Annotated in this window: 20 protein-coding genes and 1 pseudogene; 12 read left to right on the top strand and 9 right to left on the bottom strand. The window is 67.2% G+C overall.

The window, feature by feature from the left end; translation table 11 throughout:
• Positions 1 to 105 precede the first annotated feature (105 nt).
• Entirely contained in the window at positions 106 to 858 is a 753-nt protein-coding gene (locus ACFVVC_RS09555) for a GntR family transcriptional regulator (RefSeq protein WP_387451848.1), read from the top strand.
• Between the two features lie 6 nt (positions 859 to 864).
• Here the strand turns inward: ACFVVC_RS09555 and ACFVVC_RS09550 are convergent, their stop codons facing one another.
• Positions 865 to 1,323, bottom strand: a complete 459-nt coding sequence (locus ACFVVC_RS09550; protein ID WP_387451845.1) for a PTS glucose transporter subunit IIA — start codon at positions 1,321 to 1,323, stop codon at positions 865 to 867.
• Entirely contained in the window at positions 1,323 to 1,553 is a 231-nt protein-coding gene (locus tag ACFVVC_RS09545) for a glucose PTS transporter subunit EIIB (RefSeq protein WP_387451842.1), read from the bottom strand. Before ACFVVC_RS09545 ends, ACFVVC_RS09550 begins: the two co-directional genes overlap by 1 nt.
• 232 nt (positions 1,554 to 1,785) lie before the next feature.
• Here ACFVVC_RS09545 and ACFVVC_RS09540 point away from each other — a divergent pair, with 232 nt between their 5' ends.
• Genes ACFVVC_RS09540 through ACFVVC_RS09525 form a run of 4 tightly spaced genes read left to right on the top strand, consistent with a single transcriptional unit; the run spans position 1,786 to position 5,844 of the window.
• On the top strand, positions 1,786 to 3,036 hold the full coding sequence (locus ACFVVC_RS09540; RefSeq protein WP_387451839.1) for a PTS transporter subunit EIIC: 1,251 nt from the start codon (positions 1,786 to 1,788) through the stop codon (positions 3,034 to 3,036).
• A gap of 43 nt (positions 3,037 to 3,079) precedes the next feature.
• A complete protein-coding gene (gene nagB / locus ACFVVC_RS09535) occupies positions 3,080 to 3,859 on the top strand; it encodes a glucosamine-6-phosphate deaminase (protein WP_387451836.1) in 780 nt (259 codons plus the stop codon).
• Positions 3,844 to 4,641 carry a copper homeostasis protein CutC gene (locus ACFVVC_RS09530; RefSeq protein WP_387451833.1) on the top strand — a complete coding sequence of 266 codons (798 nt, stop codon included), beginning with the start codon at positions 3,844 to 3,846 and terminating at the stop codon, positions 4,639 to 4,641. Before nagB ends, ACFVVC_RS09530 begins: the two co-directional genes overlap by 16 nt.
• A 3-nt stretch (positions 4,642 to 4,644) precedes the next feature.
• Entirely contained in the window at positions 4,645 to 5,844 is a 1,200-nt protein-coding gene (locus ACFVVC_RS09525) for an N-acetylglucosamine-6-phosphate deacetylase (RefSeq protein ID WP_387451928.1), read from the top strand.
• On the opposite strand, the gene ACFVVC_RS09520 is transcribed toward ACFVVC_RS09525, so the two are convergent.
• A complete protein-coding gene (locus tag ACFVVC_RS09520; RefSeq protein ID WP_387451830.1) occupies positions 5,828 to 6,349 on the bottom strand; it encodes a hypothetical protein in 522 nt (173 codons plus the stop codon). The genes ACFVVC_RS09525 and ACFVVC_RS09520 overlap by 17 nt on opposite strands.
• 23 nt (positions 6,350 to 6,372) lie before the next feature.
• On the opposite strand from ACFVVC_RS09520, the gene ACFVVC_RS09515 reads away from it, so the two are divergent.
• Positions 6,373 to 7,497 carry a DUF222 domain-containing protein gene (locus tag ACFVVC_RS09515; protein WP_387451827.1) on the top strand — a complete coding sequence of 375 codons (1,125 nt, stop codon included), beginning with the start codon at positions 6,373 to 6,375 and terminating at the stop codon, positions 7,495 to 7,497.
• Positions 7,498 to 7,659: 162 nt separating this feature from the next.
• Here the strand turns inward: ACFVVC_RS09515 and ACFVVC_RS09510 are convergent, their stop codons facing one another.
• From ACFVVC_RS09510 to ACFVVC_RS09495, 4 genes and pseudogenes are all read right to left on the bottom strand, one after another.
• Complete coding sequence (locus ACFVVC_RS09510) at positions 7,660 to 8,487, bottom strand: MBL fold metallo-hydrolase (protein ID WP_387451826.1); 828 nt, start codon at positions 8,485 to 8,487, stop codon at positions 7,660 to 7,662.
• 173 nt (positions 8,488 to 8,660) lie between these two features.
• Entirely contained in the window at positions 8,661 to 9,536 is an 876-nt protein-coding gene (locus ACFVVC_RS09505; protein ID WP_387451824.1) for a Rieske 2Fe-2S domain-containing protein, read from the bottom strand.
• Positions 9,537 to 9,650: 114 nt separating this feature from the next.
• Positions 9,651 to 9,950, bottom strand: a complete 300-nt coding sequence (locus ACFVVC_RS09500; RefSeq protein ID WP_387451821.1) for a putative quinol monooxygenase — start codon at positions 9,948 to 9,950, stop codon at positions 9,651 to 9,653.
• A gap of 175 nt (positions 9,951 to 10,125) precedes the next feature.
• A pseudogene (locus tag ACFVVC_RS09495) lies at positions 10,126 to 11,515 on the bottom strand (cation:dicarboxylate symporter family transporter).
• A 255-nt stretch (positions 11,516 to 11,770) separates the two neighbouring features.
• Here ACFVVC_RS09495 and ACFVVC_RS09490 point away from each other — a divergent pair.
• On the top strand, positions 11,771 to 12,814 hold the full coding sequence (locus tag ACFVVC_RS09490; protein ID WP_387451818.1) for a hypothetical protein: 1,044 nt from the start codon (positions 11,771 to 11,773) through the stop codon (positions 12,812 to 12,814).
• Between the two features lie 12 nt (positions 12,815 to 12,826).
• On the opposite strand, the gene ACFVVC_RS09485 is transcribed toward ACFVVC_RS09490, so the two are convergent.
• The gene (locus ACFVVC_RS09485) at positions 12,827 to 13,855 is read right to left on the bottom strand and encodes an Lrp/AsnC family transcriptional regulator (protein ID WP_387451815.1); all 1,029 of its coding nucleotides are present in this window, start codon (positions 13,853 to 13,855) and stop codon (positions 12,827 to 12,829) included.
• 129 nt (positions 13,856 to 13,984) lie between these two features.
• Here ACFVVC_RS09485 and ACFVVC_RS09480 point away from each other — a divergent pair, with 129 nt between their 5' ends.
• Together ACFVVC_RS09480 and ACFVVC_RS09475 are read left to right on the top strand one after the other, a co-directional pair.
• Positions 13,985 to 15,211, top strand: coding sequence for a M20 family metallopeptidase (locus tag ACFVVC_RS09480; RefSeq protein ID WP_387451812.1), 1,227 nt, complete (start codon positions 13,985 to 13,987; stop codon positions 15,209 to 15,211).
• A gap of 102 nt (positions 15,212 to 15,313) precedes the next feature.
• On the top strand, positions 15,314 to 16,567 hold the full coding sequence (locus tag ACFVVC_RS09475; RefSeq protein ID WP_387451809.1) for an MFS transporter: 1,254 nt from the start codon (positions 15,314 to 15,316) through the stop codon (positions 16,565 to 16,567).
• 119 nt (positions 16,568 to 16,686) lie between these two features.
• Here the strand turns inward: ACFVVC_RS09475 and ACFVVC_RS09470 are convergent, their stop codons facing one another.
• Positions 16,687 to 17,547, bottom strand: coding sequence for a hypothetical protein (locus ACFVVC_RS09470; protein WP_387451806.1), 861 nt, complete (start codon positions 17,545 to 17,547; stop codon positions 16,687 to 16,689).
• Between the two features lie 191 nt (positions 17,548 to 17,738).
• Between ACFVVC_RS09470 and ACFVVC_RS09465 the strand changes: the two genes are divergently transcribed.
• The 3 genes from ACFVVC_RS09465 (at position 17,739) to gcl (ending at position 21,399) form a co-directional block, all read left to right on the top strand.
• Positions 17,739 to 18,539, top strand: coding sequence for a hydroxypyruvate isomerase family protein (locus ACFVVC_RS09465; RefSeq protein ID WP_387451803.1), 801 nt, complete (start codon positions 17,739 to 17,741; stop codon positions 18,537 to 18,539).
• 49 nt (positions 18,540 to 18,588) lie between these two features.
• Positions 18,589 to 19,467 carry a 2-hydroxy-3-oxopropionate reductase gene (locus ACFVVC_RS09460; protein WP_387451800.1) on the top strand — a complete coding sequence of 293 codons (879 nt, stop codon included), beginning with the start codon at positions 18,589 to 18,591 and terminating at the stop codon, positions 19,465 to 19,467.
• A 141-nt stretch (positions 19,468 to 19,608) separates the two neighbouring features.
• Entirely contained in the window at positions 19,609 to 21,399 is a 1,791-nt protein-coding gene (gene gcl, locus ACFVVC_RS09455) for a glyoxylate carboligase (RefSeq protein WP_387451797.1), read from the top strand.

Below are 21,399 nucleotides of genomic sequence, written 5' to 3'. Positions count from 1 at the left end.
CGCCCCCACCCGCCGTCGTCGCCACGCCCTTCCCCGGACGGCTTCGTGTGGAATAATCCGGGGTAGTGGTCCTAACCGGACCGCTCCAGACTAAGGAGGGGCTGGATGTCCGCCACACCAGGCAACACGGCACAGGCGGCCAACACGCCCATCAACAACTCACAAGTCCCCAAGCACGAGCAGCTCCGGCTCATCATCCTCAAACTTGCCAAGGAGGAGCTGGAGCCCGGCGCCCGGCTTCCCAGCGAGCGGACCCTCATGGATTCCTACGGCGTCAGCCGCATCACCGTGCGCGCCGCGATCGGCCGCCTGGTCAACGAAGGGCACCTGGTGCGGGTTCCCGCCAAGGGGACGTTCGTGGCGGACTCCCCGGTCCAGTCCACGCTGCACCTGGCCTCCTTCACGCAGGAGATGGAAGCGATGGGCCACGTCCCCAGCACGGTGGTACTGGTGGCCGAACAAGTTCCAGCCCCCGAGGACACGGCAACCGCGCTCAGCCTAGCCCCGGGCGCGGAGGCGTTCCACCTGAAGCGGCTCCGCCTTGCGGACGGCCGGCCAGTGAGCGTGGACGACGCCTGGTATAACCCCCAACATGCGCCCGGGCTGCTGGACATCGATCTCACCGGCTCCGTCTACAAGGCCCTGGCTGCGCAGTTCGGGCACCAGATCGACCGGGCGCGCCAGAGCGTCCGGTCCGAGGGCGCCCCGGCCGATGTCGGGGCGCTCCTCGGGACGGGAACCGGAGCGCCGGTGCTGGCGTTTGACCGCGTTTCCTATTCGGGCGCCCTGGCCATCGAGCATTCTCGCTCCTGGTACCGTTCGGACCGCTACTCCCTCACCATGGAAGTCCGCTTGTGAGCGGGCTCAGCCGAGCGTAAACAGCAGCTCGCCGGCGCTCACGGTGCGGGCCTCCACCAGGGTTGCGGTGTCCGGCTTGGTATCCAGGACGACGACGGGGCTCACCATTGAGTAGCCCGCGGCCAGGGCTGCGGTGGGATCCACGTGCATGACCGGCTCGCCTGCCTGGACCACGTCCCCTTGGGCCACCAGCACCTTGAAGCCTTCACCTTTGAGCTTGACTGTGTCGATGCCTACGTGAGTCAGGACGCCGCGGCCTGACGACTCGACCACCACGAAGGCGTGCGGCAGCATCTTGACCACTTTCCCCGCGACGGGGGACACGACGTCGAACGCCACCCCGGCGGGCGGCTCCACGGCCGCGCCGGAACCCACCATCTGGCCAGCGAATACGGGGTCCGGCACGTCGGCAAGCGGAATGACTGACCCACCGATCGGGGCATGGACCGGCAAGGACTGCGCCACTAGAGGAGGTCCTCGATGTCTTCGGCGAGCGTGTCCGCCTCGGGGCCCACAATGACCTGAACGGCGGTGCCGGCGGTCAGGACGCCGTGGGCTCCAGCTGCCTTGAGCGACGCCTCGTTTACCAGCGAGGAGTCCTTCACCTCGGTGCGCAGCCGCGTGATGCACGCTTCCACTTCCACGATGTTGCCGGCTCCGCCCAGGCCTTCGATGATTTTTTCTGCTTTGGACATGGCTGCCCTTTCTGACGGTGCCCGTACGGAGCACATCTTCCAACACCTGGGCCGGCGGCCCCGGTACGACCAATGATGGCTTCTTTCGCCACGGGCGGCCCGTCATGGAGGGAATTTTCCTTCCTTGACACCGGGCCGTGGGATGAATCACACTGAACTGGTCATAACCAGACAGTACCGGCTGGAACCCGTTCTTCACAAGCCCCCACCCGAACCCCGCAGAGGTGCAACCATGTCAACATCCGAGACCACCGCTCTGGCCCCAGAGAAGAAGCCAAACAGGGCCTTCGCCACCCTTCAGCGGCTGGGCCGCTGCCTGATGCTCCCCATCGCCGTCCTTCCCGCCGCCGGTCTCCTGCTGCGCATCGGCCAGGCCGACCTGCTCGGCGCCATCCCCGGTTTCGAAGGCGGCGCGTCCGTCATCTCCGCCGCAGGCAACGCCGTTTTCACCTGGCTGCCCCTCATCTTCGCGGTGGGCATTGCCGTCGGCTGGGCCAAGAAGGCAGACGGTTCAACCGCGCTTGCGGCGGTGGTGGGCTATATGGTGATCGACGGCGTCTTCAAGGCGATGTCTCCCCTGGTCCTGGACGGACAACTGGACCCCGCGGGGAAGCCGGCCATGATCAACTACGGCGTCCTCGCCGGAATCGTGGTGGGCCTGATGTCCGCAGGACTGTGGCAGCGGTTCTACCGCACCAAGCTGCCTGACTTCCTTGGCTTCTTCAGCGGCCGTCGCCTTGTCCCCATCCTGACGTCCGTCACCAGCCTGGTGGCCGGCGTCGTCCTGGCCCTGCTGTACCCGCTCTTCAACGCAGGCCTTTCCGCGGTGGGACAGGCCGTGGCGGGCAACGCGGTACTCGGCGGCGGAATCTACGGCTTCGCCAACCGCATGCTCATCCCTGCCGGTCTCCACCACATCCTGAACTCCGGCGTCTGGTTCCTCATCGGCGACTACACGGACGCATCCGGCCACCTGGTCCGCGGCGACCTCAACCGCTTTTTCGCGGGCGACCCCACGGCGGGCACCTTCATGACCGGCTTCTTCCCCATCATGATGTTCGGCCTGCCCGCCGCAGCCCTGGCGATCTGGCGCCACGCCAAGCCGTCGCAGAGGAAGATCGTGGGCGGCATCATGCTTTCCACCGCGCTCACGGCGTTCTTTACCGGCATCACCGAGCCCCTCGAGTACTCGTTCATGTTCGTCGCGTTCCCGCTCTACATCGTCCACGCTGCACTGACCGGAACCTCCATGGCCCTGGTGAACGCACTGGGCATCCATGACGGCTTCACGTTCTCAGCCGGCCTGATCGACTTCGTCCTCAATTTCGGCAAAGCACAGAACGCGTGGATGCTGATCCCGATCGGCCTGGGCTACGCGGCCATCTACTACTTCCTCTTCTCGTTCGTCATCAAGCGCTGGAACCTGCGCACGCCGGGCCGTGAGGACGACGAAGTGACCGTGGAAACCGAAGCCGCAAAGTAGACCGCCCACCAACAGCATCCTCCAGCCGAAAGCATCGCACCGCATGGAAATCATCATCCTTCCCACCCCTGACGACGTGGCCCGCACGGCCGCGGATGCCATCGAGGAACACGTCCGCCGCGGGCCGTCCGTCCTTGGACTGGCCACGGGCTCCACACCCCTGGGGACCTACCGCGAACTCATCGACCGGCACCGGAATGGCGGGCTGAGCTTCGCCTCGGCCCAGGCCTTCCTGCTGGACGAGTACGTGGGGCTGCCTGCCGGGCATCCCCAGTCCTACCACTCGGTCATCCGGGACGAATTCACGGCAAGCGTGGACTTCGGCGCCGGCGCGGTCCACGGGTTGGACGGCATGGCCCGGGATCCGCAGGCGGAGGCCGCCGCCTACGAGGCACGGATCGCCGCCGCCGGAGGGGTGGATATCCAGATCCTGGGCATCGGGACGGACGGCCATGTGGGCTTCAATGAGCCCATGTCCTCGCTCGCCTCCCGCGCGCGGATCAAGACGCTCACCCGGCAGACCCGCCAGGACAACGCGCGCTTCTTTGATGCACCGGAGGACGTCCCGGACCATGTGCTGACCCAGGGCCTGGGCACCATCCGGGAAGCCCGGCACCTGCTGCTGCTGGCTATGGGCGGGGCCAAGGCAGAGGCCGTGGCGGCCGCCGTCGAGGGTCCCGTCGCGGCGGCCTGCCCGGCATCGGCCCTCCAGTTGCACCCGCACGTGTCGGTGCTGGTGGACGAAGCCGCTGCCTCGCGGCTCGCCCACCGCGAGTATTACCAGGACACCTTTGGCCGGAAGCCGGCGTGGCAGGGACTCTGAGCTCCAGGCGGGTACCCGTGGCCGGGATCGTGCCGCAGCTGGAGTTGGCGGTGGAGAATGCCGACGGCGTCCGGCTGGCCGCCGCCGTGGGCGCAGCCCGCGTTGAACTGTGCGCCGCCCTGGCGGAAACAGAGGGCATCACGCCGAGCATCGGCGCCATCGGACAGGCGTGCGGTCTGGGCCTTCCCGTCCATGTCCTGGTGCGTCCGCGGCCCGGCAACTTCACCTACGCGCCGGACGAGCTCGATGTCATTGAGCGCGATGCCACCGCGGCCCTGGCGGCCGGAGCCGCGGGCGTGGTGGTTGGCGTCTTGTCCCCCGACGGCGGCCCGGATGTCCCGGCGCTCCGCCGCATCGTGGCGGCAGCGCGGGCCGTGAAGCCCGACGCCGACATCACGTTCCACCGCGCGTTCGACGCAGCCCTGGCGGCCGGCGTCGACCCTGCCGAGGCACTCTCGCGGCTGGAGGACGCCGGGGTGGCCCGCGTCCTCACCAGCGGAGGCGCCCCCGACTGTGCCACGGGGTTGGAGATGCTGGGCAGGATTGTTCAGCAGGGACGCCGGACTGCGCCCTCGGTCCAGATCATGGCCGGCGGGGGTGTCACCCTGGCGCTGGTACCGTCGCTCCTTGCAGCGGGAGTCCATGCCGTGCACACCTCGGCGCGGCCCCGGCGCGGCGGCTTGGCGGGCGGCGGAGACCGGTCTGGCGCCGCGGATCCCGCCCTGGCAGCCCGCCTGGCTGCCGCTGTGGCCACCGATGCTTCGACGAACGAAGGACCTTGAATGATGGACGATGAAATTGTTCTTCGCGGCCGCATAGTCACAGCCTCGCTGGATATTGCGGACGGGGTGGTGGCGGCCGACGGCGGCCTGGTGACCTTCGCGGGCCCGGCGCACAGCTTCCCCGGGGTCCTTCCGCCGGAAGCATCCGCCAGCCAGGTTTTGGTGCCGGGCCTGGTGGACGTGCACTGCCACGGCGCCTATGGCTCGGATTTCTCGGAGGGCGATCCCGATGGCGCCGAGCGGGCGGCACGCTACCTGCACAGCCGTGGAACCACCACGATGGTGGCAAGCCTGGTCACCGAAAAGCCCGGGAACATGGTCCGGAACCTTGGAATGCTGCGGGAGTTGGCGGGCCTGGGGATCATTGCGGGCTCGCACCTGGAGGGTCCTTTCCTCTCCGGCCAGCAGTGCGGTGCGCACGATCCCGGCCTGCTCCTGGAACCCGATCCGGACCTGGTGGCCCGGATGCTGGCCGCGGCCGGGCCAACGCTGGCATCCATCACCCTGGCGGCCGAGCTGCCAGGTGCCTCCGAACTTGCCGACCGGCTTGCGGCCCAAGGCATTATCCCGTCCCTGGGCCACACCGCAGCGGACCATGCGACGGCGGCAGCTTTCCTGGCGCGCGCGGCGGGGGCTTTGGACTCGGCCGGCAACGCGACCGGGAGGAACCGCCCAACGGTGACCCACCTGTTCAACGCCATGCCGCCGCTGCACCACCGCTCGCCTGGGCCAGTATCGGCGAGCCTCAGTGCTGCCAAGGCCGGGCAGGCGGTGGTGGAGTTGATTGCCGATGGCGTGCACCTTGCCCCGGAAACCGTGAAGTTGGTGTTTGACCTCGTGGGGCCGGAGAACATCACGCTGGTGACCGATTCGATGGCCGCCACCGGGCTGGAGGATGGACAGTACATGCTGGGGTCCCTCGCCGTGACGGTTTCCGACGGCGTGGCCCGGGTTGACGGCACGGGCGCCATTGCCGGAGGTACCAGCACGTTGCTGGACGTTGTCCGGTGCTGCGTGGCTGCCGGAATTCCTTTGCGGGATGCCGTCACCTCAGCCTCCGCGGTCCCTGCATCCCTGCTGGGACTCTCGGCGCAGGCGGGTGACCTGCGCGCCGGGATGCCGGCCGACGTCGTGGTCCTTGACCGGGACCTGAACCTGGCGGCAGTGCTGCGAAGGGGCCAATGGGTCAGCCCAGCCAGCTAGGCCGGGGGGCGTCGATGTGTCTTGGCAGCCTGACCGGCCCCTGACGTCCCCGTGACCTCTTAATGTCCGTGCCTCGTTGGATCATGTCTCTATGGGAATCGGTGCGGATCTGGCGGCGGTAATGGAGGCTGTTCGGGCCTCTGTTGCTGCCCTGGATGTGCTGGTTCTGGAAGATCATTCCTTGGAGTCCGCGGCGGGCGCTGGTCACCGTGTAGGCGGTGGGACTGATGCAGGTGTTGGCCTGGGAGCCAGTGCCGACGTGGACGTGCTGCAACGGCGGTATGAGCTGGGTCTGGAACGGCTGGAGCTCGTGGCCCGGCTGGAGGCCCAGTTGGCGGCGGTGAAGGCGCGGGATGTGGCGGAGTGCGTCGGGCTCCAGCATGCTCTGCTTCCGCCGGAGGCGCCGGTGCATGAGCGCACGTTTGCGGAGATGTCCGCGGTGGAGGAGATCGCCGGGATCCTCACCATCAGTTCGGGGGCGGCGGGGCGTTGGTGGAGCAGTCACGGCGGGTCTGTTCGCTGCCACTTGTGTTTGAGGCCTTGGCTGCGGGTGCGGTGTCGTGGCTGCACGCGCGGATTGTGGCGGATGAGACCGAGGGTTTGGGCCCTGCCGTGGCGGCCGGGTTGGTGGCGCATTTCTTCGACCCCGACGCGCCCAACCCGGCCCGGGGTGCCGCGCCCGGTGAGCTTGTCCCGTCCAGGTTCCGGGCGAAGGTCCGGGCCTGGCGGGAACGCCACCACCCCGAGTCCTTGGAGAAACGGCATGTGAAGGGGGTGGCGGACCGGCGGATGGATTACGCCCCGGACCGGGACGGCATGGCCTGGGTCTCGCTCTACCTGCCCGGGGATACCGCATGCGCCATCTGGAACCGCAGCACCGCCACCGCCCGCGGCCTCCAAAGCCCCAACGAGCCCCGGACCCTGACCCAGCTCCGCGCCGACGTCGCCGCGTCCCTCCTCCTCGGGGCCGGGCTGCAGCCCGCCGTCAACCACAACGCCGCGGCAGCCGACACCGAACCCGCCGCCGCTGCTGCCGGTGCCGGCAGTGACACGGATCCGGGATGTGCTTCCACTGACATCGGCAAGATCCCCACACCCCGGGCGGACGTCCTGGTCACGGTCCCGGTGTTCTCGCTGCTCGGCCTCACCGATGAACCCGCCGTGCTGGACGGATTCGGGCCGATCCCGGCATCCATGGCACGGAAGCTCGTCGCGGACGGGGCGGAATCGTTCTACCGGGTCCTGGTGGACCCGCGCGACGGGGCGCCCCTGGAGATCGGCCGCACCCGCTACCGGCTCCCGGAGACCATCAAGAAATGGATCCAGCTGCGGGACCGGAAATGCACCTTCCCCGGCTGCACCAACAACACCGCGGACAACGACACCGACCACCTCACCGCCTGGGAACACGGCGGCAAAACAGACGTCCGAAACTTGGCCCAGGTCTGCCCAAGGCATCACCGCCTCAAACACCACAGCACCTGGGTCCCCGACCCGGCGACCCGGAATGAACCGCCCGGCTGGACCTCACCCACCGGCCGACACTACAAACCCGAACAACACGACCCCCAACCAACTCACTGGCCATCCGGCACCATTCCGGGAGAACGTAGCATCCTCGAAGAAGTGCTCCTGAAACATCTTGCAGGGTAGGGGCATTGTCCGCTAGCCCGTGCGGGCAGAGCCTCGCCATGTGGTTGCGTCAGAGCCGGGCGCTTGTTCGCTCACACGTGTGGCTAGACAGCGCCAAAGGTTCTCCCGCATTCTCGCTCGCTGACAAGCAGCGTCACGCCCGCTGCCGGTTCGCACCTGCAGCTAGACAGCGCCGGGTGCTCCGGCAGCGCGGCGGCGAAACGCGATCCGCTGCTTTGGCTCCTTCGCGGCGAGGGCCCTCAACCGGGGAACGATCCCGAAAGCCAGCGGCTGCCCGTGGCCGGGCGCCAGCAGGCGGGGTCCGAGTTCGGCCAAGCGCGTGACGGAGCCTTTGGCCAGTTCCATATTCCACGTGGTGTACCAGGGCGGCCCGGACAGGTCGGGCCAACCCAGCAGGATTCCGCGGAAGGAGTTCAGGTTCACCGTGGCAACTGCGTCGCCGGTGATGAGGACGCCGTCACGTGCGCGCCAGAAGGAAACGTGCCCGGCGGTATGGCCCGGAGTGGGTACCGCCACCCACCCGGGCAGGCCCGGCACTTCGCCACTTCGGGGAAGGGGCCGCACAAGGTCTGAAATGTCACCCGCGGCCTCAATCCTGCGACGCGCACGGGCTGGCAGCGACCACATCAGCGGGGCTGTGATCCACCGGTCCAGCGGCATCGATCGGGCGGGGACGTATCTTCCGGCCGCCATGGGCAACTCGGCCTGGTGAGCGTACACCGGCACTTCCCACACGCGGGCCAACGCACCCGCGGCGCCCGAATGGTCCTGATGGATGTGGGTCAGAAAGATCGCGTCAGGTTTCATGCCGGGCCCAAGGACGCGCTCAAGGGCCTTGCGCGCTGGTTCCGCGCCGCCTCCCCAGCCGCAGTCGACCAGGACCCAGGCAGGCCCGGACCGGACAAGGTAGAAGTTCGAAGCCACCGGCCCGCTGCCGGAGGTGAGGAGCAGGAGGTCGGACGCGATCTCCCGGGGTTCAGAAACGCGCATCGTCCGGTCACACCTCCGCGTGGTGAATCGACGAGCGCAGCTTCCCAAGGACGCTGCGGCGTTGCCTCATGCTGGCACTCCGCCGGCACCCGCCATGAGCCAAGTCTTTCGTCGTTCTGCACCGCGCAGTAGGGCCGAATGACCTTGCCGCGCAGGCAAAGGCAACTGCCCGCTCAATCAGCCCCGGGCAGGCACACCTCCACGAGGCCGCCGCTGGTGCGGGTGTCGAAGACCGGCTGGCGGGCGGTGGCAGGCCCGGCTTTGACCTCGCCGGTCCGCAGCGAAAAGGTACTCCGGTGCCAGGGGCAGACGACGCACGGGTCCCCGCCGTCGTCCTTGGTCTTACCTTCATGAAGCGGTCCGGAAAGGTGGCTGCAGACGTCGGACAGGACGTTGACGGTGTCACCCTCGCGGTGGACCAGGAGTGGGATCCCGGCCACGTCGAGCTTGTGCAGGCCGCCTTCGGGCAGGTCGGCCAGCGGCGCCAGGGGATGCCAGCCGGACGGGAACCGGTGCGGGATTTCCTCACTGTGGTTCACACCGGCTGCTTGCCGGTAGGTGAGGTGACCGCCCAGGAAGCCGCCGGCGCTCACCGTGGCCAGCCCCAAGTACGCCAGCGCCTTGCCGCTTACTTGGCTGTCCCTTGCCCGCTGGACCAGCGAGGCAAGGTAGAGGCCGGTAGCTGTCACGTTGGCCGCCGCGTGCACCAGCCCCACCCGCTGCTGCTGCGGGTGCAGTTGAGACCAGTCTGTGAATCCGGCCAGGGCGGACGGAACCACGCTGACGGTGCCAACTCCGATCAGGAGCCTGGCGGCCTTCTCACCTCCGGGGACTGCATCAAGCACGCCGGCCGAAAGCCAAGCGCCAATTGGCACCTGGACTGCGAGGGGGTGGACAGGATGGCCGATAGGGACGCCGTGCAGGGCATCGCGGGCCCAGCGGGCCGGAATGACCTTCTTCACGACTTTCCGGACACTCTTGGCAAGGGGATCAAGCCAGTCGGCATCCTCGAGGCGGGTGACAAGTTCAAGCGCGGGCAGCGGTTTCATGCGTCCTCCTTACCCCGATTACCGCAGTCCACTCAGGCGGGACGGGTACCCGAAGGCCGGAACTGATTCCCCACCCCGGCTTTCGGGCATTTCATGGAGGGCGGCCTACCAGCCCTACTGCAGCGGCGAACCCAGCACCGTGAACCGGTGGCCGCCCACTTCCCCGGAGAGCAACGGCATGGCCTCGGCGATCGCTGCGCGCGTGCTGTCCAGCTGCAGTGATGCCTGGTGCGCCTGCGCGGATTCCCAGAGTTCGGAGACGAACACCGTGTCCGGAACGTCGTCATTGATCCCCACCTCGTACAGCAGGCAGCCGGCCTCCCTCATCCCGGGCTTGGGCCGGAGCAGGATGGCCACAAGGGCATCGCGCTGGCCGGGTTTGGTTCCGAGCATTCCCACATTGGCAAAGGTCATAGGGACAGTGTGCAACATGGGCCGGACAACAGTCCCCGGGGACGGCCGGTGGACCCCGGGGACAACCAGCACGTGCAGAGACGGCAGCACAGGCGGGCGGGGCGACTGTACCTGTCGGGCCGCAGCCGGCGCTACGGGTCGCCGGCTGCGCGATGTCGGCGCCGGGTCCCGCCGTTTACCCCTGCGGCACCGTGGCAAGGGCCGGCTGTCCCGCCGCTGCCGTCGTCGTCGTGCCCTCACCGGCCGATTCCGTCGCCGCGTGCCCGCCGGCGAATGCCCGGAGCATGGCCTCGCGATCGAACTGTCCTTCCCATTTGGCTACCACGAACGTTGCCACGCAGTTCCCCAGCAGGTTCACCACAACACGCATGGAGTCCATCAGGCGGTCGGCGCCGAGGAGGAGGGCGACGCCGGCTACCGGGAAGATGCCCAGCGCACCAGCGGTGGCGGACAGGGCAAGGAAGGCAGATCCGGGAACTCCTGCCATGCCCTTGGACGTCAGCATGAGGATACCCAAGGCCGCAAGCTGCTGGCCCAGGTCAAGGTTGTAGCCGAAGGCCTGCGCCAGGAAGAGCAGGGAGATGGAGAGGTAGATGGCTGCGCCGTCCAGGTTGAAGGAGTAGCCGGTGGGAACCACCAGGCCGGTGGTGGCGCGGGAGCAGCCGGCGTTGGTCAGCTTGGTCATGATCCGCGGCAGGACGGACTCCGTGGATGCTGTGCCCAGCGCCAGCAGGAATTCCTCCCGGGTGTACTTGAGGAACTGCCACAACGGCACCCGGGGGTAGACCCAAGCCACCACGAAGAGGAGCCCGATGAACACCACTGCGGCGCCGTAGCAAGCGGCGATCAGCACCGCATAGGTCCCGAGGGAATCGAGGCCGTACTGGCCGATGATGAAGGCCATGGCGCCAAACGCTCCCACCGGCGCGGCACGCATCACCCAACCCATGATCTTGAAGAACAGTTCCAGCACGGTTTCCATCAGGGTGATCACCGGCAGGCAGCGTTCACGGCCGACGACGACAATCGCCGCGCCGAAGAAGACGGAGAAACAGAGGACCTGCAAGGAGGTTGTTGCTGGCGAAGGCGCCAACGACGCTGGTGGGGATAATGCCGAGCAGGAAAGCTCCGGCATCCTTGGGCGGGGCGGTGGAGGTTTTGGCGTTGAGTGCGTCCTGGGACAGGGTGGCGGGATCGATGTTGAGGCCGGCGCCCGGCTGCACCAGGTTGGCGACAACAAGACCGAAGACCAGGGCGAACAGCGTAGCGCCAGTGAAGTAAGCCAGGGCTTTGATACCCACCCGGCCCACGGCCTTGACGTCGCTGACCGCGGCGATCCCTGTGACGATCACCAGGAATATCAGCGGCGCAATGATCATCTTGATCAGCTGGATGAAGCCGTCGCCGAGCGGGCGGAGTCCTGCGCCGAGGTCCGGCCAGAAGTGGCCGATGAGGATACCCGCCACCACCGCCACGAGGATCTGGACGAAAAGTGACCTGTACAACGGCTTCCTGCGTGCATCGTGTGCCGGCGGCCGCGGCGTAGCGGAGGCGGTGAAATTCATGCTGTGTGCCTGTTCGTTGGGAAGGACACCCCATGGGAGCGGCGTCTGTTTCGGATGGCGGCGCCAAGAACGCCGCAGGGTCATCCCAAAGCTAGAGAACCCATGTTTCCGGAAAGATAAATCCGTAATGCGGAAATATTAAAGTATTTATTCCAAACGCTGTATTATTGTTGCGGCTCCAGTCCACCCGGCTGTGGCCGCACCGGCGAACAAGCTGCTGCGGCGAAAAAGTGCTTTGGCGAACAAAGGGACCCAATGGAAGACCCCGCGCAGGACAAGACCGGCCCACGGCAGGACACCGGAACACCCGTCACGAACCAAACCTCCCGGCGCCCCAGCCGGACCGCCCGCACACCCGCCGCCGGCACCGCCGCTGGCCGGACGGCGGCCGCGGAAGCCGGTATCGCCGTCCTGCTCGGCATCGCTGCCGCACTCGTGGGCCTCGCCCCCTGGCTGGTCACGGGGGCCCGGCTCCCGCTGCAAAATCTCTGGGCCAACGACGTCCTTCCGCCGGACATGCCCGTCACATTCCTGCCGTTGAGCCAATACCGGGGAACCACCATTGTGGCGCTGCTAACGGTGGGCGCAGCAGCAGCGGGCCTGGCCCTCCGCGTTTGGAAACCGGGCCGCCGCGGCCCTACCACGGCCGGCGCCCTGTGTGGCGTGCTGCTGGTCCATGTCGGTGCCACCGCCCAATCGTTCAACGCGCTCAACGACGGATTGGCACCCGGATCCAGCTCAGCCTTGTATTTCGCCGGCCTGCTGGGCGGAACCATGGCGGCCATAGCTGCCGGCGCCCTGGCGCTGCTGATGCTCGCGGCGAGGTCGCGCGCCGTGGCCGCGCTGGGCGTCGGCTTCATGGCGGTACCCTTCGCCTCCTGGCTTGCCGCCGCCGCCACGTTCACGGCCGGCGCAGACGCCGTCCCCGCCTCGATCAGCCTGGCCTGGCGATGGCTTCCGGCGGTCCTGGTTGGCGTGGCCCTGGCCTGGTGCGGGTTCAGGCCGTTCGTCCGGCTCCTGGTGTGGGCGGCCGATGTGGCGCTGCTCTGGCTGGTTCCGGCGCTCTTCACCAGCGTGAACTACGTCCTCGGGACCCGCGTCTACCTTGGCGACTTCCAGGAGATGGCAGTGCTGTCGCGCCAGATCCTGGCGGCCACCCTGGGGCCGGCGGGCGGTGCCGGACCGAGCGTCCTCGTGGCCCTGGGCATCGGGATGGCGGGGGCATTGCTCGTCAGCGTCCGGAGGAGGAAGAACATACTGCAGGCAAACATCGAGGACGACGGCGGCCGCACGGCGTAGCCCAACGCACCCTTACCCGGACGCACCCAGGCTCGCCTCATGCACCACGGCCCCGGTCGCCGTCGTATCTTCCCTCAGCATCCAGCCCACCCGCTTGACTGTCCGCAGCATCACCGCGCTTTCGACAATCTCGATCCCTGGCACTTTCTGCTGCAGCGCCAGCTCGGCCGACATGATGTCGGCGAGCGAGTGCAGCCACATGATGATCACGAAGTTGGTGGGGCCTGTGGTCGAGGCGCTCAGCCTGACGTTGCTGATGGTCCGTATTCCCGCCGCCGCCGCCTCGTGCCCGCCAGCCGGTACGTTGACGAACCACTGGCACGTCACCGGAAACGACGAATAGCGCTGCGCGATTTCGCAGCGGAAGGACAGGATGCCGCTTGCAAGCACCCGGTTCAGCTGGCGCTGTGTCGTGGCCGGGTGGCGGCCCAGCGCACGCGCAATGTCCGCTGCGGTGGCGCGACCGTCCCGGGCAAGGAACGGCAGGAGGTCGAGGTGGCTCTCCGGCAGCCGGCCCGTGGCCGGCCCAGGTTCGGGCCCGGGCTGCGTACCGAGCGCCCGTAGGGCAGCCAGTTGCGACCGGCCCAGGACATTCAGGCGCCAGTCATCCCCGCTGCTGTGCAGGCGCGTGCACAGGGCCACCTGGTACTTGGTCAGGCCTTCGATGGCCTTAAGCCTGGTGATGATCTTGTCGCTGAATTCCTCCAGCGAGCGGGTGATGACGGTCAGCATCAGGTCCCGGTTGCTGGCCGCCTCTTCCACGGTGACGATCTCCGGAACCGCTGCCAGCTGGGCTGTGACGCTTTCCCGTCGGGTCATCTCGCAATCCACCGCAACATAGGCCAAGAGCATCTGCTTCGGATCCCCGGCGAGGTGGGCAGTCACCCACGATGCGCCGCTTGACGTCAGCCGCTCCCAGCGTGCGGCCAACGTGGTGGCGTGGACGCCGAGGACTTTGGCAGCATCCGCCCAGCCCAGTCGCGGGGAGGCCTGCAGGACCTGGATCAGGGCAAGATCGTCCTCGCTCAGCTCTTCTGACATCCGTATCCCCTGCGTGAATCCTGTTCCAAAGCGCCGTTCCAAGCATAATTCCAGCGGTTTTGCCGGATGTGAACCACGCCACTCCAGAATAGTCCACGAGCCCGGATGCCAATTGCCAAGGAGTGACACGTGCCCATGACCGCTGATGCCAAGGACCTGCAGGAGGACCTCATCCGCCTGCGCCACGAACTTCACCGCCAGCCGGAAATCGGGCTCCAACTCCCCCGCACCCAGGAGAAGGTCCTCCAGGCACTGGACGGACTCCCCTTTGAGATCACGCTGGGCAAGGATACGACGTCGGTCACCGCAGTCCTGCGCGGCGGCAACCCGGGAGGGGAGTCCGATGGCGCACGCCCCGCAGTCCTGTTGCGCGCCGACATGGACGGGCTGCCCGTGCAGGAGAAGACCGGCGTTGACTTTACGTCGCAGGCGGACGGGGCCATGCACGCCTGCGGCCACGACCTGCACACCTCCATGCTGGTGGGAGCCGCCACCCTCCTGGCCGAAAAGAAGCACCTGCTCGGCGGCGACGTCGTCCTCATGTTCCAGCCAGGCGAGGAAGGATTCGACGGCGCCAGCTACATGATCCGCGAAGGCGTCCTGGACGCCGCCGGAACCCGCGTCCAGGCAGCCTACGGAATGCACGTGTTCTCCTCGCTGGAACCGCACGGCACCTTCTGCACCAAGCCCGGCGTCATGCTCAGCGCCTCAGACGGGCTGGAGGTCACTGTGCTCGGCGCCGGCGGCCACGGCTCTGCCCCGCATTCGGCGAAGGACCCGGTCACCGTCGCCGCGGAGATGGTGACGGCCTTGCAGGTGATGGTCACCCGGCAGTTCAACATGTTCGACCCCGTGGTCCTGTCCGTTGGTGTGCTGCACGCCGGAACCAAACGGAACGTCATACCCGAATCCGCCCGTATCGAGGCGACCATCCGGACATTTTCCGAGGCGTCACGCCAGAAAATGATGGATGCCGTGCCGCGCCTGCTCAAGGGGATCGCCGCAGCGCACGGGGTGGAGGTGGCCGTCGACTACCTGCAGGAATACCCCCTCACCATCACCAGCGAGGATGAAACGCACACGGCCGAGAAGGTGATCACCGAGCTGTTCGGCGAGCGCCGGCTCTCGCGCTGGGCAACCCCGCTGAGCGGTTCCGAGGACTTCTCCAGGGTGCTGGCCGAGGTCCCCGGCACCTTCGTGGGCCTCAGCGCCGTGGCCCCCGGCGGCGATCCGGCCACCTCACCGTTCAACCACTCACCGTACGCAACGTTCGACGACGGGGTGCTGGCTGACGGTGCCGCGCTGTACGCGGAACTCGCCATGTCACGGCTGGGCACCCTCGCCCCGGCCTCCTAGCCTCCCAGCCTCCGGAACCAGCGCAACCTCCCGCCTCCCCAGACCCAACCGACCAGGAAGAACATCATGTCCGTCGCAGTAAGCAAGCCCCAGGCTGGACGCATGTCCACCGCGAAAACCATCGTCGGCACCGGCATCGGCAACGCCGTTGAATGGTACGACTGGGCAATCTATGCCACGTTCACCCCCTTCATCGCCAGCCAGCTCTTCAGCAAGGAAGACCCGGCGTCGGCCGTGCTATCCACCCTGGCGATCTTCGCCGTCGGCTTCGTGGCCCGGCCCTTCGGCGGATTCCTGTTCGGCTGGATCGGCGACCGGGTGGGCCGGAAGACTTCCATGACGCTCGCCGTGGGCCTCGCCTCGCTGGGCAGCCTGATGATCGGCGTTGCGCCCACGTTCGCCAGTGTCGGTGCCTTCGCGTCATTGATGCTTCTGGCGGCCCGGCTGGTCCAGGGCTTGGCCCACGGCGGGGAGTTGCCGTCGTCGCAAACGTACCTGTCCGAAATGGCACCCCGCGAGCACCGCGGATTCTGGGCAACGCTGATCTATACGTCCGGAACCGTTGGGATCCTGTTCGGCACCCTCCTGGGGGCCGTCCTGAACATGGCGCTGACCACCGAGGCGATGAACGCGTGGGGCTGGCGGATCCCGTTCCTGATCGGCGCGGCCATGGGCCTCTACGCATTGATTATGCGGTCACGGCTGCACGAAACCGAAGCGTTTGAGGGTGAAGCGACCACGGCCAGGCGTGCGGCGATCTGGCCACAGATCGTCCGCTACCGCAAGCAGGCGCTGCAGGTGATCGGCCTGACCGTTGGCCTCACGGTGATCTACTACATCTGGGGTGTGGTGGCGCCAAGTTATGCCACCACCGCGCTGAAGATCGACCGCGGCGAGGCACTCTGGGCCGGCGTGGTGGCCAACATCGTCTTCATCGCAGCGCTGCCGGTCTGGGGCAAGCTCTCAGACCGGATCGGCCGCAAGAAAGTCCTCTGGGCCGGCGCCATCGGCTCGGCCGTGCTGCACTTCCCCATGACCTGGCTGTTGAAGGACTCCGCCTGGCAGCTGGCGGTGAGCATGTCCGTGATGTTGATTTTCGTGGCGGCGAGCGCAGCAATCGTCCCGGCGGTCTACGCAGAGCTGTTCCCGACGTCGATCCGCACCGTGGGAGTGGGCGTCCCCTACTCCATCTGCGTGGCGGTCTTCGGCGGCACGGCCCCCTACCTGCAGCAGTGGCTGGGGTCCTCGCTGGGCGCACCGCAGGTGTTCAACGTCTATGCGGTGCTCCTGCTGGTGATCAGTGCGGCCTTCGTGTTCACCATCCCCGAAACCAAGGGCAAGGACCTGACGCACTAGCTCCCGACTTCCCCTACAAACGTCCCCGGCGCGAATTCTGGCGCCGGGGACTTTTTTGGCTGTGCAGGGAGCACCCTGCCCTTGAAGCACCAGGCGGCCCTCCTTGGCTTTTCATCCCGTCAGGCGGCCACCGGCAGCACCAGAAGGTACCCGGCCGGTAGTCCGCTGCTCCAGCGCCGCGGCTCGCGGATCACGAATTGCGTGGCCAGCTGCTCGGGGCTGAGCAGGCTGTTGGGCGCCGGCGAAGGCCCCCACTGCGTACTGCCGTAGGGATATAGGGGATCCAGGACGTGAATGCCGGTCACGGAGAAGTCGGCAAACTGCCGGGGATCGCCCAGTGACTCGAAGCCGCTCATCACCCAAGCGTGGCGGCCGCTCCACATGACCAGCCCCACCGGCCTTCCCGTCTCGGTTATGGCGCGCGAGGCCGTGCGGAGCGCCTCGCCGTAGTCGGGAATGCTGACCACCCGGTAGGACCCCATGCCCGACTCGGTCAGCACTTGCGCCCAGCCATAAGGGTTGGCGCCATTGAACGAGTCGGACGAGCGCGCGCGGGCCATCTCCCATAACTCGCTTTGCTGCGCCCTGTCAGCCCAGGTGCCTCCTCCGGTGTCGTCAAGGAGGTTGTGGGCCATCTGGATGCTCGCGGCAACACACCAGTCGAACGTGTACTGGGGCACGAAGTCGCCGTCCCGGTACAGGTTGACGGCGAAGGGCTGCGGGGCCGGTGCATGCGGGGCCTGGGCCGTCGCCGCGGCCGGCGGAGAACCAGGCGCCGATGCGGTCGTTGGCGCGGGCGGCGGAGTCAGGGTGTCATCGGCCTCGGCCGCCACCGGCCCGAAAGACGCCGTTCCGGATGGTACAGCCGTTGACACAGGTGCGGTGGCTGCATTCTGAGGGCCCGCCGTCGGCGTGCAGGCCGCGAGGAATCCGGCCAAGGCGACCACCCAGGCCAGAAAGCGCAGACGGGCACCGGTCATGATCGCTTGACTCCATTCCGGAAGGGCGGGCTTACCCCTACCAGTGTCCTGCCCCCGACGCCCCCTTGACTACTACACCCCCAAATCCCTACACTTTTCATAAAGCAGAATCTAAATTCCACAAAGCGGAAACGGCAAGGGCCGGGAAGCAAGGGAAGATAGATCAAAGCCCCTCCTCGGAAGGACCTACGATGACGTACACAGTGAACTGCTCCATCCTCCTCACGGAGCTGCCCCTGCTCGAGCGCCCCGCGGCCGCCAAGGCAGCCGGCTTCGACGCCGTCGAGTTCTGGTGGCCTTTCGAAACCTCCGTCCCGGCGGACGGCGAAATCACCAAGTTCGAGAACGCCATCACGGATGCCGGCGTCCAACTCACCGGCCTGAACTTCAACGCAGGCAACATGCCCGCCGGTGACCGCGGCCTGGTTTCCTGGAAGGGACGCTGCTCCGAGTTCAAGGACAACATCGACATCGTTGCAGGCATCGGCGAGCGCCTGGGGTGCAAGGCCTTCAACGCCCTGTACGGCAACCGGCAGGACGGCTTCACTCCTGAAGAGCAGGACGAGCTCGCCGTCAAGAACCTGGCGGCGGCAGCCGAAGGGGTCGCCCGCATCGGCGGCACGGTCCTCCTCGAACCAGTCAGCGGCGCACCCAAATACCCGCTCCTCACCGCCAACGACGCCCTCAACGTCATCTCCCGCGTCAAGGAAGAGACCGGCGCCGGGAACATCAAGCTCCTCGCCGACTTCTACCACCTGGCCGTCAACGGCGACGACGTCGAATCCGTCATCGAAAACCACGCCAAGGACTTCGGCCACATCCAGATCGCCGACAACCCCGGCCGCGGCGCCCCGGGCACGGGCACCCTCCCCCTCGGCGAATGGATCTCCCGCAGCCGCGAACTCGGCTACGAGGGCTACATCGGCCTCGAGTACAAGGAACCGCAGGAAACCGCCTTCAGCTGGGCCATCCGCGAACACGTAGCCCGGTAACCACCGCCGCACACGCAAGCCCCTCAAGACTTTCAGAAAGAGAACCATCATGAGCAACGTTGCAGTCATCGGACTCGGAATCATGGGCCTGCCCATGGCCATCAACCTGGTCAAGGCCGGCCACAGCGTCACCGGTTTCAACCGCAGCCAGGACAAGATCGACAAGCTGGTCTCCGAAGGCGGCAAGGGTGCTGCCAGCATCGCGGACGCCGTCAAGGATGCCGACGTCGTCATCACCATGGTGCCGGACTCCCCCGACGTTGAAGGAGTGGTCAGCGGCAAGGACGGCGTCTTCGCCAACGCCAAGCAGGGCGCCCTGTGGATCGATGCCTCCAGCATCCGCCCCGACGTCGCCGTCCGCCTCGCGGCAGACGCCAGGGAAGCCGGCATCCGCCCCCTCGATGCCCCGGTCTCCGGCGGCGAACAGGGCGCCATCGACGCCGTCCTGTCCATCATGGTGGGCGGCGACAAGGCAGATTTCGACGACGCCCAGGACGTCCTGGACGCCGTCGGCAAGACGATCGTGCACGTGGGCCCCTCCGGCTCCGGCCAGACCGTCAAGGCAGCCAACCAGCTGATCGTCGCGGTCAACATCGAAGTCCTCGGCGAAGCCATCGCCTTCCTCGAGGCCTACGGCGTTGACACCGACGCCGCCCTCAAAGTCCTCGGCGGCGGCCTGGCCGGCTCCAAGGTCCTCGACCAGAAGGGCCAGAAAATGCTGGACCGCAACTTCGACCCCGGCTTCCGCCTGGCCCTGCACCACAAGGACCTTGGCATCGTCACCTCCGCGGCCCGCGAAGCCAACGTGGCCATCCCGCTCGGCGCCATCGCCGCCCAGCTCGTCGCCGCCACCGTCAACCAGGGCGACGGCGCACTGGACCACTCCGGACTCTTCAAGCAGGTCCTCCAGCTCAGCGGCAGGAAGTAAGCACCGCGCCAAAGGCGCCAAGGAAACACCAGCAGGGAACCCGCCGTCGTGAATGACGTCGGCGGTCCCCTCGCCACACCCAAAAACAGGTTTCGACAGGCTCACCACCGGGCCCGACCACAAGCTTTCAAGGAGCACCCCATGAGCAAGATGCGTACCGTTGATGCAGCGGTGGCCATCCTGGAAAAGGAAGGCGCCATCGAGGCGTTCGGCCTGCCAGGCGCCGCGATCAACCCCTTCTATTCCGCAATGCGCGCCCACGGCGGCATCCGCCACACGCTGGCCCGCCACGTTGAAGGCGCCAGCCACATGGCCGACGGCTTCAGCCGCGCCAAGGACGGCAACATCGGCATCTGCATCGGCACCTCCGGCCCTGCCGGTACGGACATGGTCACCGGCCTGTACGCCGCGTGGGCCGACTCCATCCCCATGCTCTGCATCACCGGCCAGGCCCCGGTGGCCAAGCTTCACAAGGAAGACTTCCAGGCCGTGGACATCGAGTCCATCGCCAAGCCCGTGACCAAGATGGCCATGACCATCCTGGAGCCGGGCCAGGTTCCGGGCGCGTTCCAGAAGGCGTTCCAGCTGATGCGCTCCGGCCGCCCCGGCCCCGTACTGCTGGACCTGCCCATTGACGTGCAGATGGCCGAGATCGAGTTCGACATCGACACCTACGAGCCCCTGCCAGTCGAAAAGCCCAAGGCCTCCCGCAAGCAGCTGGAGAGGGCCCTGGACATGCTCCTGGCCGGCAAGCACCCGCTGATCGTGGCCGGCGGCGGCATCATCAACGCCGGCGCCTCCGCGCAGCTGGTGGAGCTGGCAGAGACCCTGAACGTTCCGGTCATCCCCACCCTCATGGGCTGGGGCACCATCCCGGACGACCACCAGCTGATGGCAGGCATGGTGGGCCTGCAGACCTCGCACCGCTACGGCAACGAGAACTACCTGCAGAGCGACTTCGTGATCGGTATCGGGAACCGCTGGGCCAACCGCCACACCGGCGGCTTGGAAACCTACACCGCCGGCCGCAAGTTCGTTCACATCGACATCGAGCCCACCCAGATCGGCCGCGTGTTCTCCCCCGACCTGGGCATCGCGTCCGACGCCGGTGCGGCGCTGGCAGGGCTGGTTGAGCTCGCCAGGGAGCGCAAGGCGGCAGGGTCCCTGCCGGACTACAGCGCCTGGGTTGCCGAGTGCCAGGACCGCAAGGCCTCCCTGCACCGCAAGACGCACTTCGAGAACATCCCCATCAAGCCGCAGCGCGTCTACGAGGAGATGAACAAGTCCTTCGGCCGCGACACCACCTACGTCTCCACCATCGGCCTGTCCCAGATCGCCGGCGCGCAGATGCTGCACGTGTTCGGCCCGCGCAAGTGGATCAATGCCGGCCAGGCAGGGCCCCTGGGCTGGACCGCCCCGGCCGCCCTCGGCGTCGCCCGTTCCAACCCGGACCAGACCGTGGTGGCCCTCTCGGGTGACTACGACTTCCAGTTCATGATCGAGGAACTGGCCGTGGGCGCACAGTTCAACCTTCCGTACATCCACGTGGTGGTGAACAACTCCTACCTGGGCCTGATCCGCCAGTCGCAGCGCGGCTTCAACATGGAGCAGAACGTGTCCCTGGCGTTCGAGAACATCAACAGCGCGCACCTGTCCGAGGAGACCCGCGGCTACGGCGTGGACCACCTCAAGGTGGCCGAAGGCCTGGGCTGCAAGGCCGTCCGCGTGGAAGACCCCAACGATCTCGCCGCCGCCTTCGACAAGGCCAAGGCCCTGATGGGCGAGTTCCAGGTGCCCGTGGTGGTGGAAGTGATCCTGGAGAAGGTCACCAACATCTCCATGGGCGTGGAAATCAACGCCGTGAACGAGTTCGAGGAACTGGCCGAGAGCAGCGCCGACGCCCCCACCGCCATCCTGGCCCTGCAGGCATAA

Origin of the sequence: Pseudarthrobacter sp. NPDC058196 (genome assembly GCF_042882685.1) — a bacterium.
Classification (GTDB): Bacteria; Actinomycetota; Actinomycetes; order Actinomycetales; family Micrococcaceae; genus Arthrobacter.
Note: the sequence above shows the minus strand (reverse complement) of the source record. Positions and strands in the feature narration are given on the sequence as shown.

What these genes read in the sequence shown, in the direction of transcription:
- ACFVVC_RS09555 (WP_387451848.1), top strand. Translation starts at nt 106, where the DNA reads ATGTCCGCCACACCAGGCAACACGGCACAGGCGGCCAACACGCCCATC.
- ACFVVC_RS09545 (WP_387451842.1), bottom strand. Translation starts at nt 1,553, where the DNA reads ATGTCCAAAGCAGAAAAAATCATCGAAGGCCTGGGCGGAGCCGGCAAC.
- ACFVVC_RS09540 (WP_387451839.1), top strand. Translation starts at nt 1,786, where the DNA reads ATGTCAACATCCGAGACCACCGCTCTGGCCCCAGAGAAGAAGCCAAAC.
- nagB (WP_387451836.1), top strand. Translation starts at nt 3,080, where the DNA reads ATGGAAATCATCATCCTTCCCACCCCTGACGACGTGGCCCGCACGGCC.
- ACFVVC_RS09525 (WP_387451928.1), top strand. Translation starts at nt 4,645, where the DNA reads ATGGACGATGAAATTGTTCTTCGCGGCCGCATAGTCACAGCCTCGCTG.
- ACFVVC_RS09510 (WP_387451826.1), bottom strand. Translation starts at nt 8,487, where the DNA reads ATGCGCGTTTCTGAACCCCGGGAGATCGCGTCCGACCTCCTGCTCCTC.
- ACFVVC_RS09505 (WP_387451824.1), bottom strand. Translation starts at nt 9,536, where the DNA reads ATGAAACCGCTGCCCGCGCTTGAACTTGTCACCCGCCTCGAGGATGCC.
- ACFVVC_RS09500 (WP_387451821.1), bottom strand. Translation starts at nt 9,950, where the DNA reads ATGACCTTTGCCAATGTGGGAATGCTCGGAACCAAACCCGGCCAGCGC.
- ACFVVC_RS09490 (WP_387451818.1), top strand. Translation starts at nt 11,771, where the DNA reads ATGGAAGACCCCGCGCAGGACAAGACCGGCCCACGGCAGGACACCGGA.
- ACFVVC_RS09485 (WP_387451815.1), bottom strand. Translation starts at nt 13,855, where the DNA reads ATGTCAGAAGAGCTGAGCGAGGACGATCTTGCCCTGATCCAGGTCCTG.
- ACFVVC_RS09475 (WP_387451809.1), top strand. Translation starts at nt 15,314, where the DNA reads ATGTCCACCGCGAAAACCATCGTCGGCACCGGCATCGGCAACGCCGTT.
- ACFVVC_RS09470 (WP_387451806.1), bottom strand. Translation starts at nt 17,547, where the DNA reads ATGACCGGTGCCCGTCTGCGCTTTCTGGCCTGGGTGGTCGCCTTGGCC.
- ACFVVC_RS09465 (WP_387451803.1), top strand. Translation starts at nt 17,739, where the DNA reads ATGACGTACACAGTGAACTGCTCCATCCTCCTCACGGAGCTGCCCCTG.
- ACFVVC_RS09460 (WP_387451800.1), top strand. Translation starts at nt 18,589, where the DNA reads ATGAGCAACGTTGCAGTCATCGGACTCGGAATCATGGGCCTGCCCATG.
- gcl (WP_387451797.1), top strand. Translation starts at nt 19,609, where the DNA reads ATGAGCAAGATGCGTACCGTTGATGCAGCGGTGGCCATCCTGGAAAAG.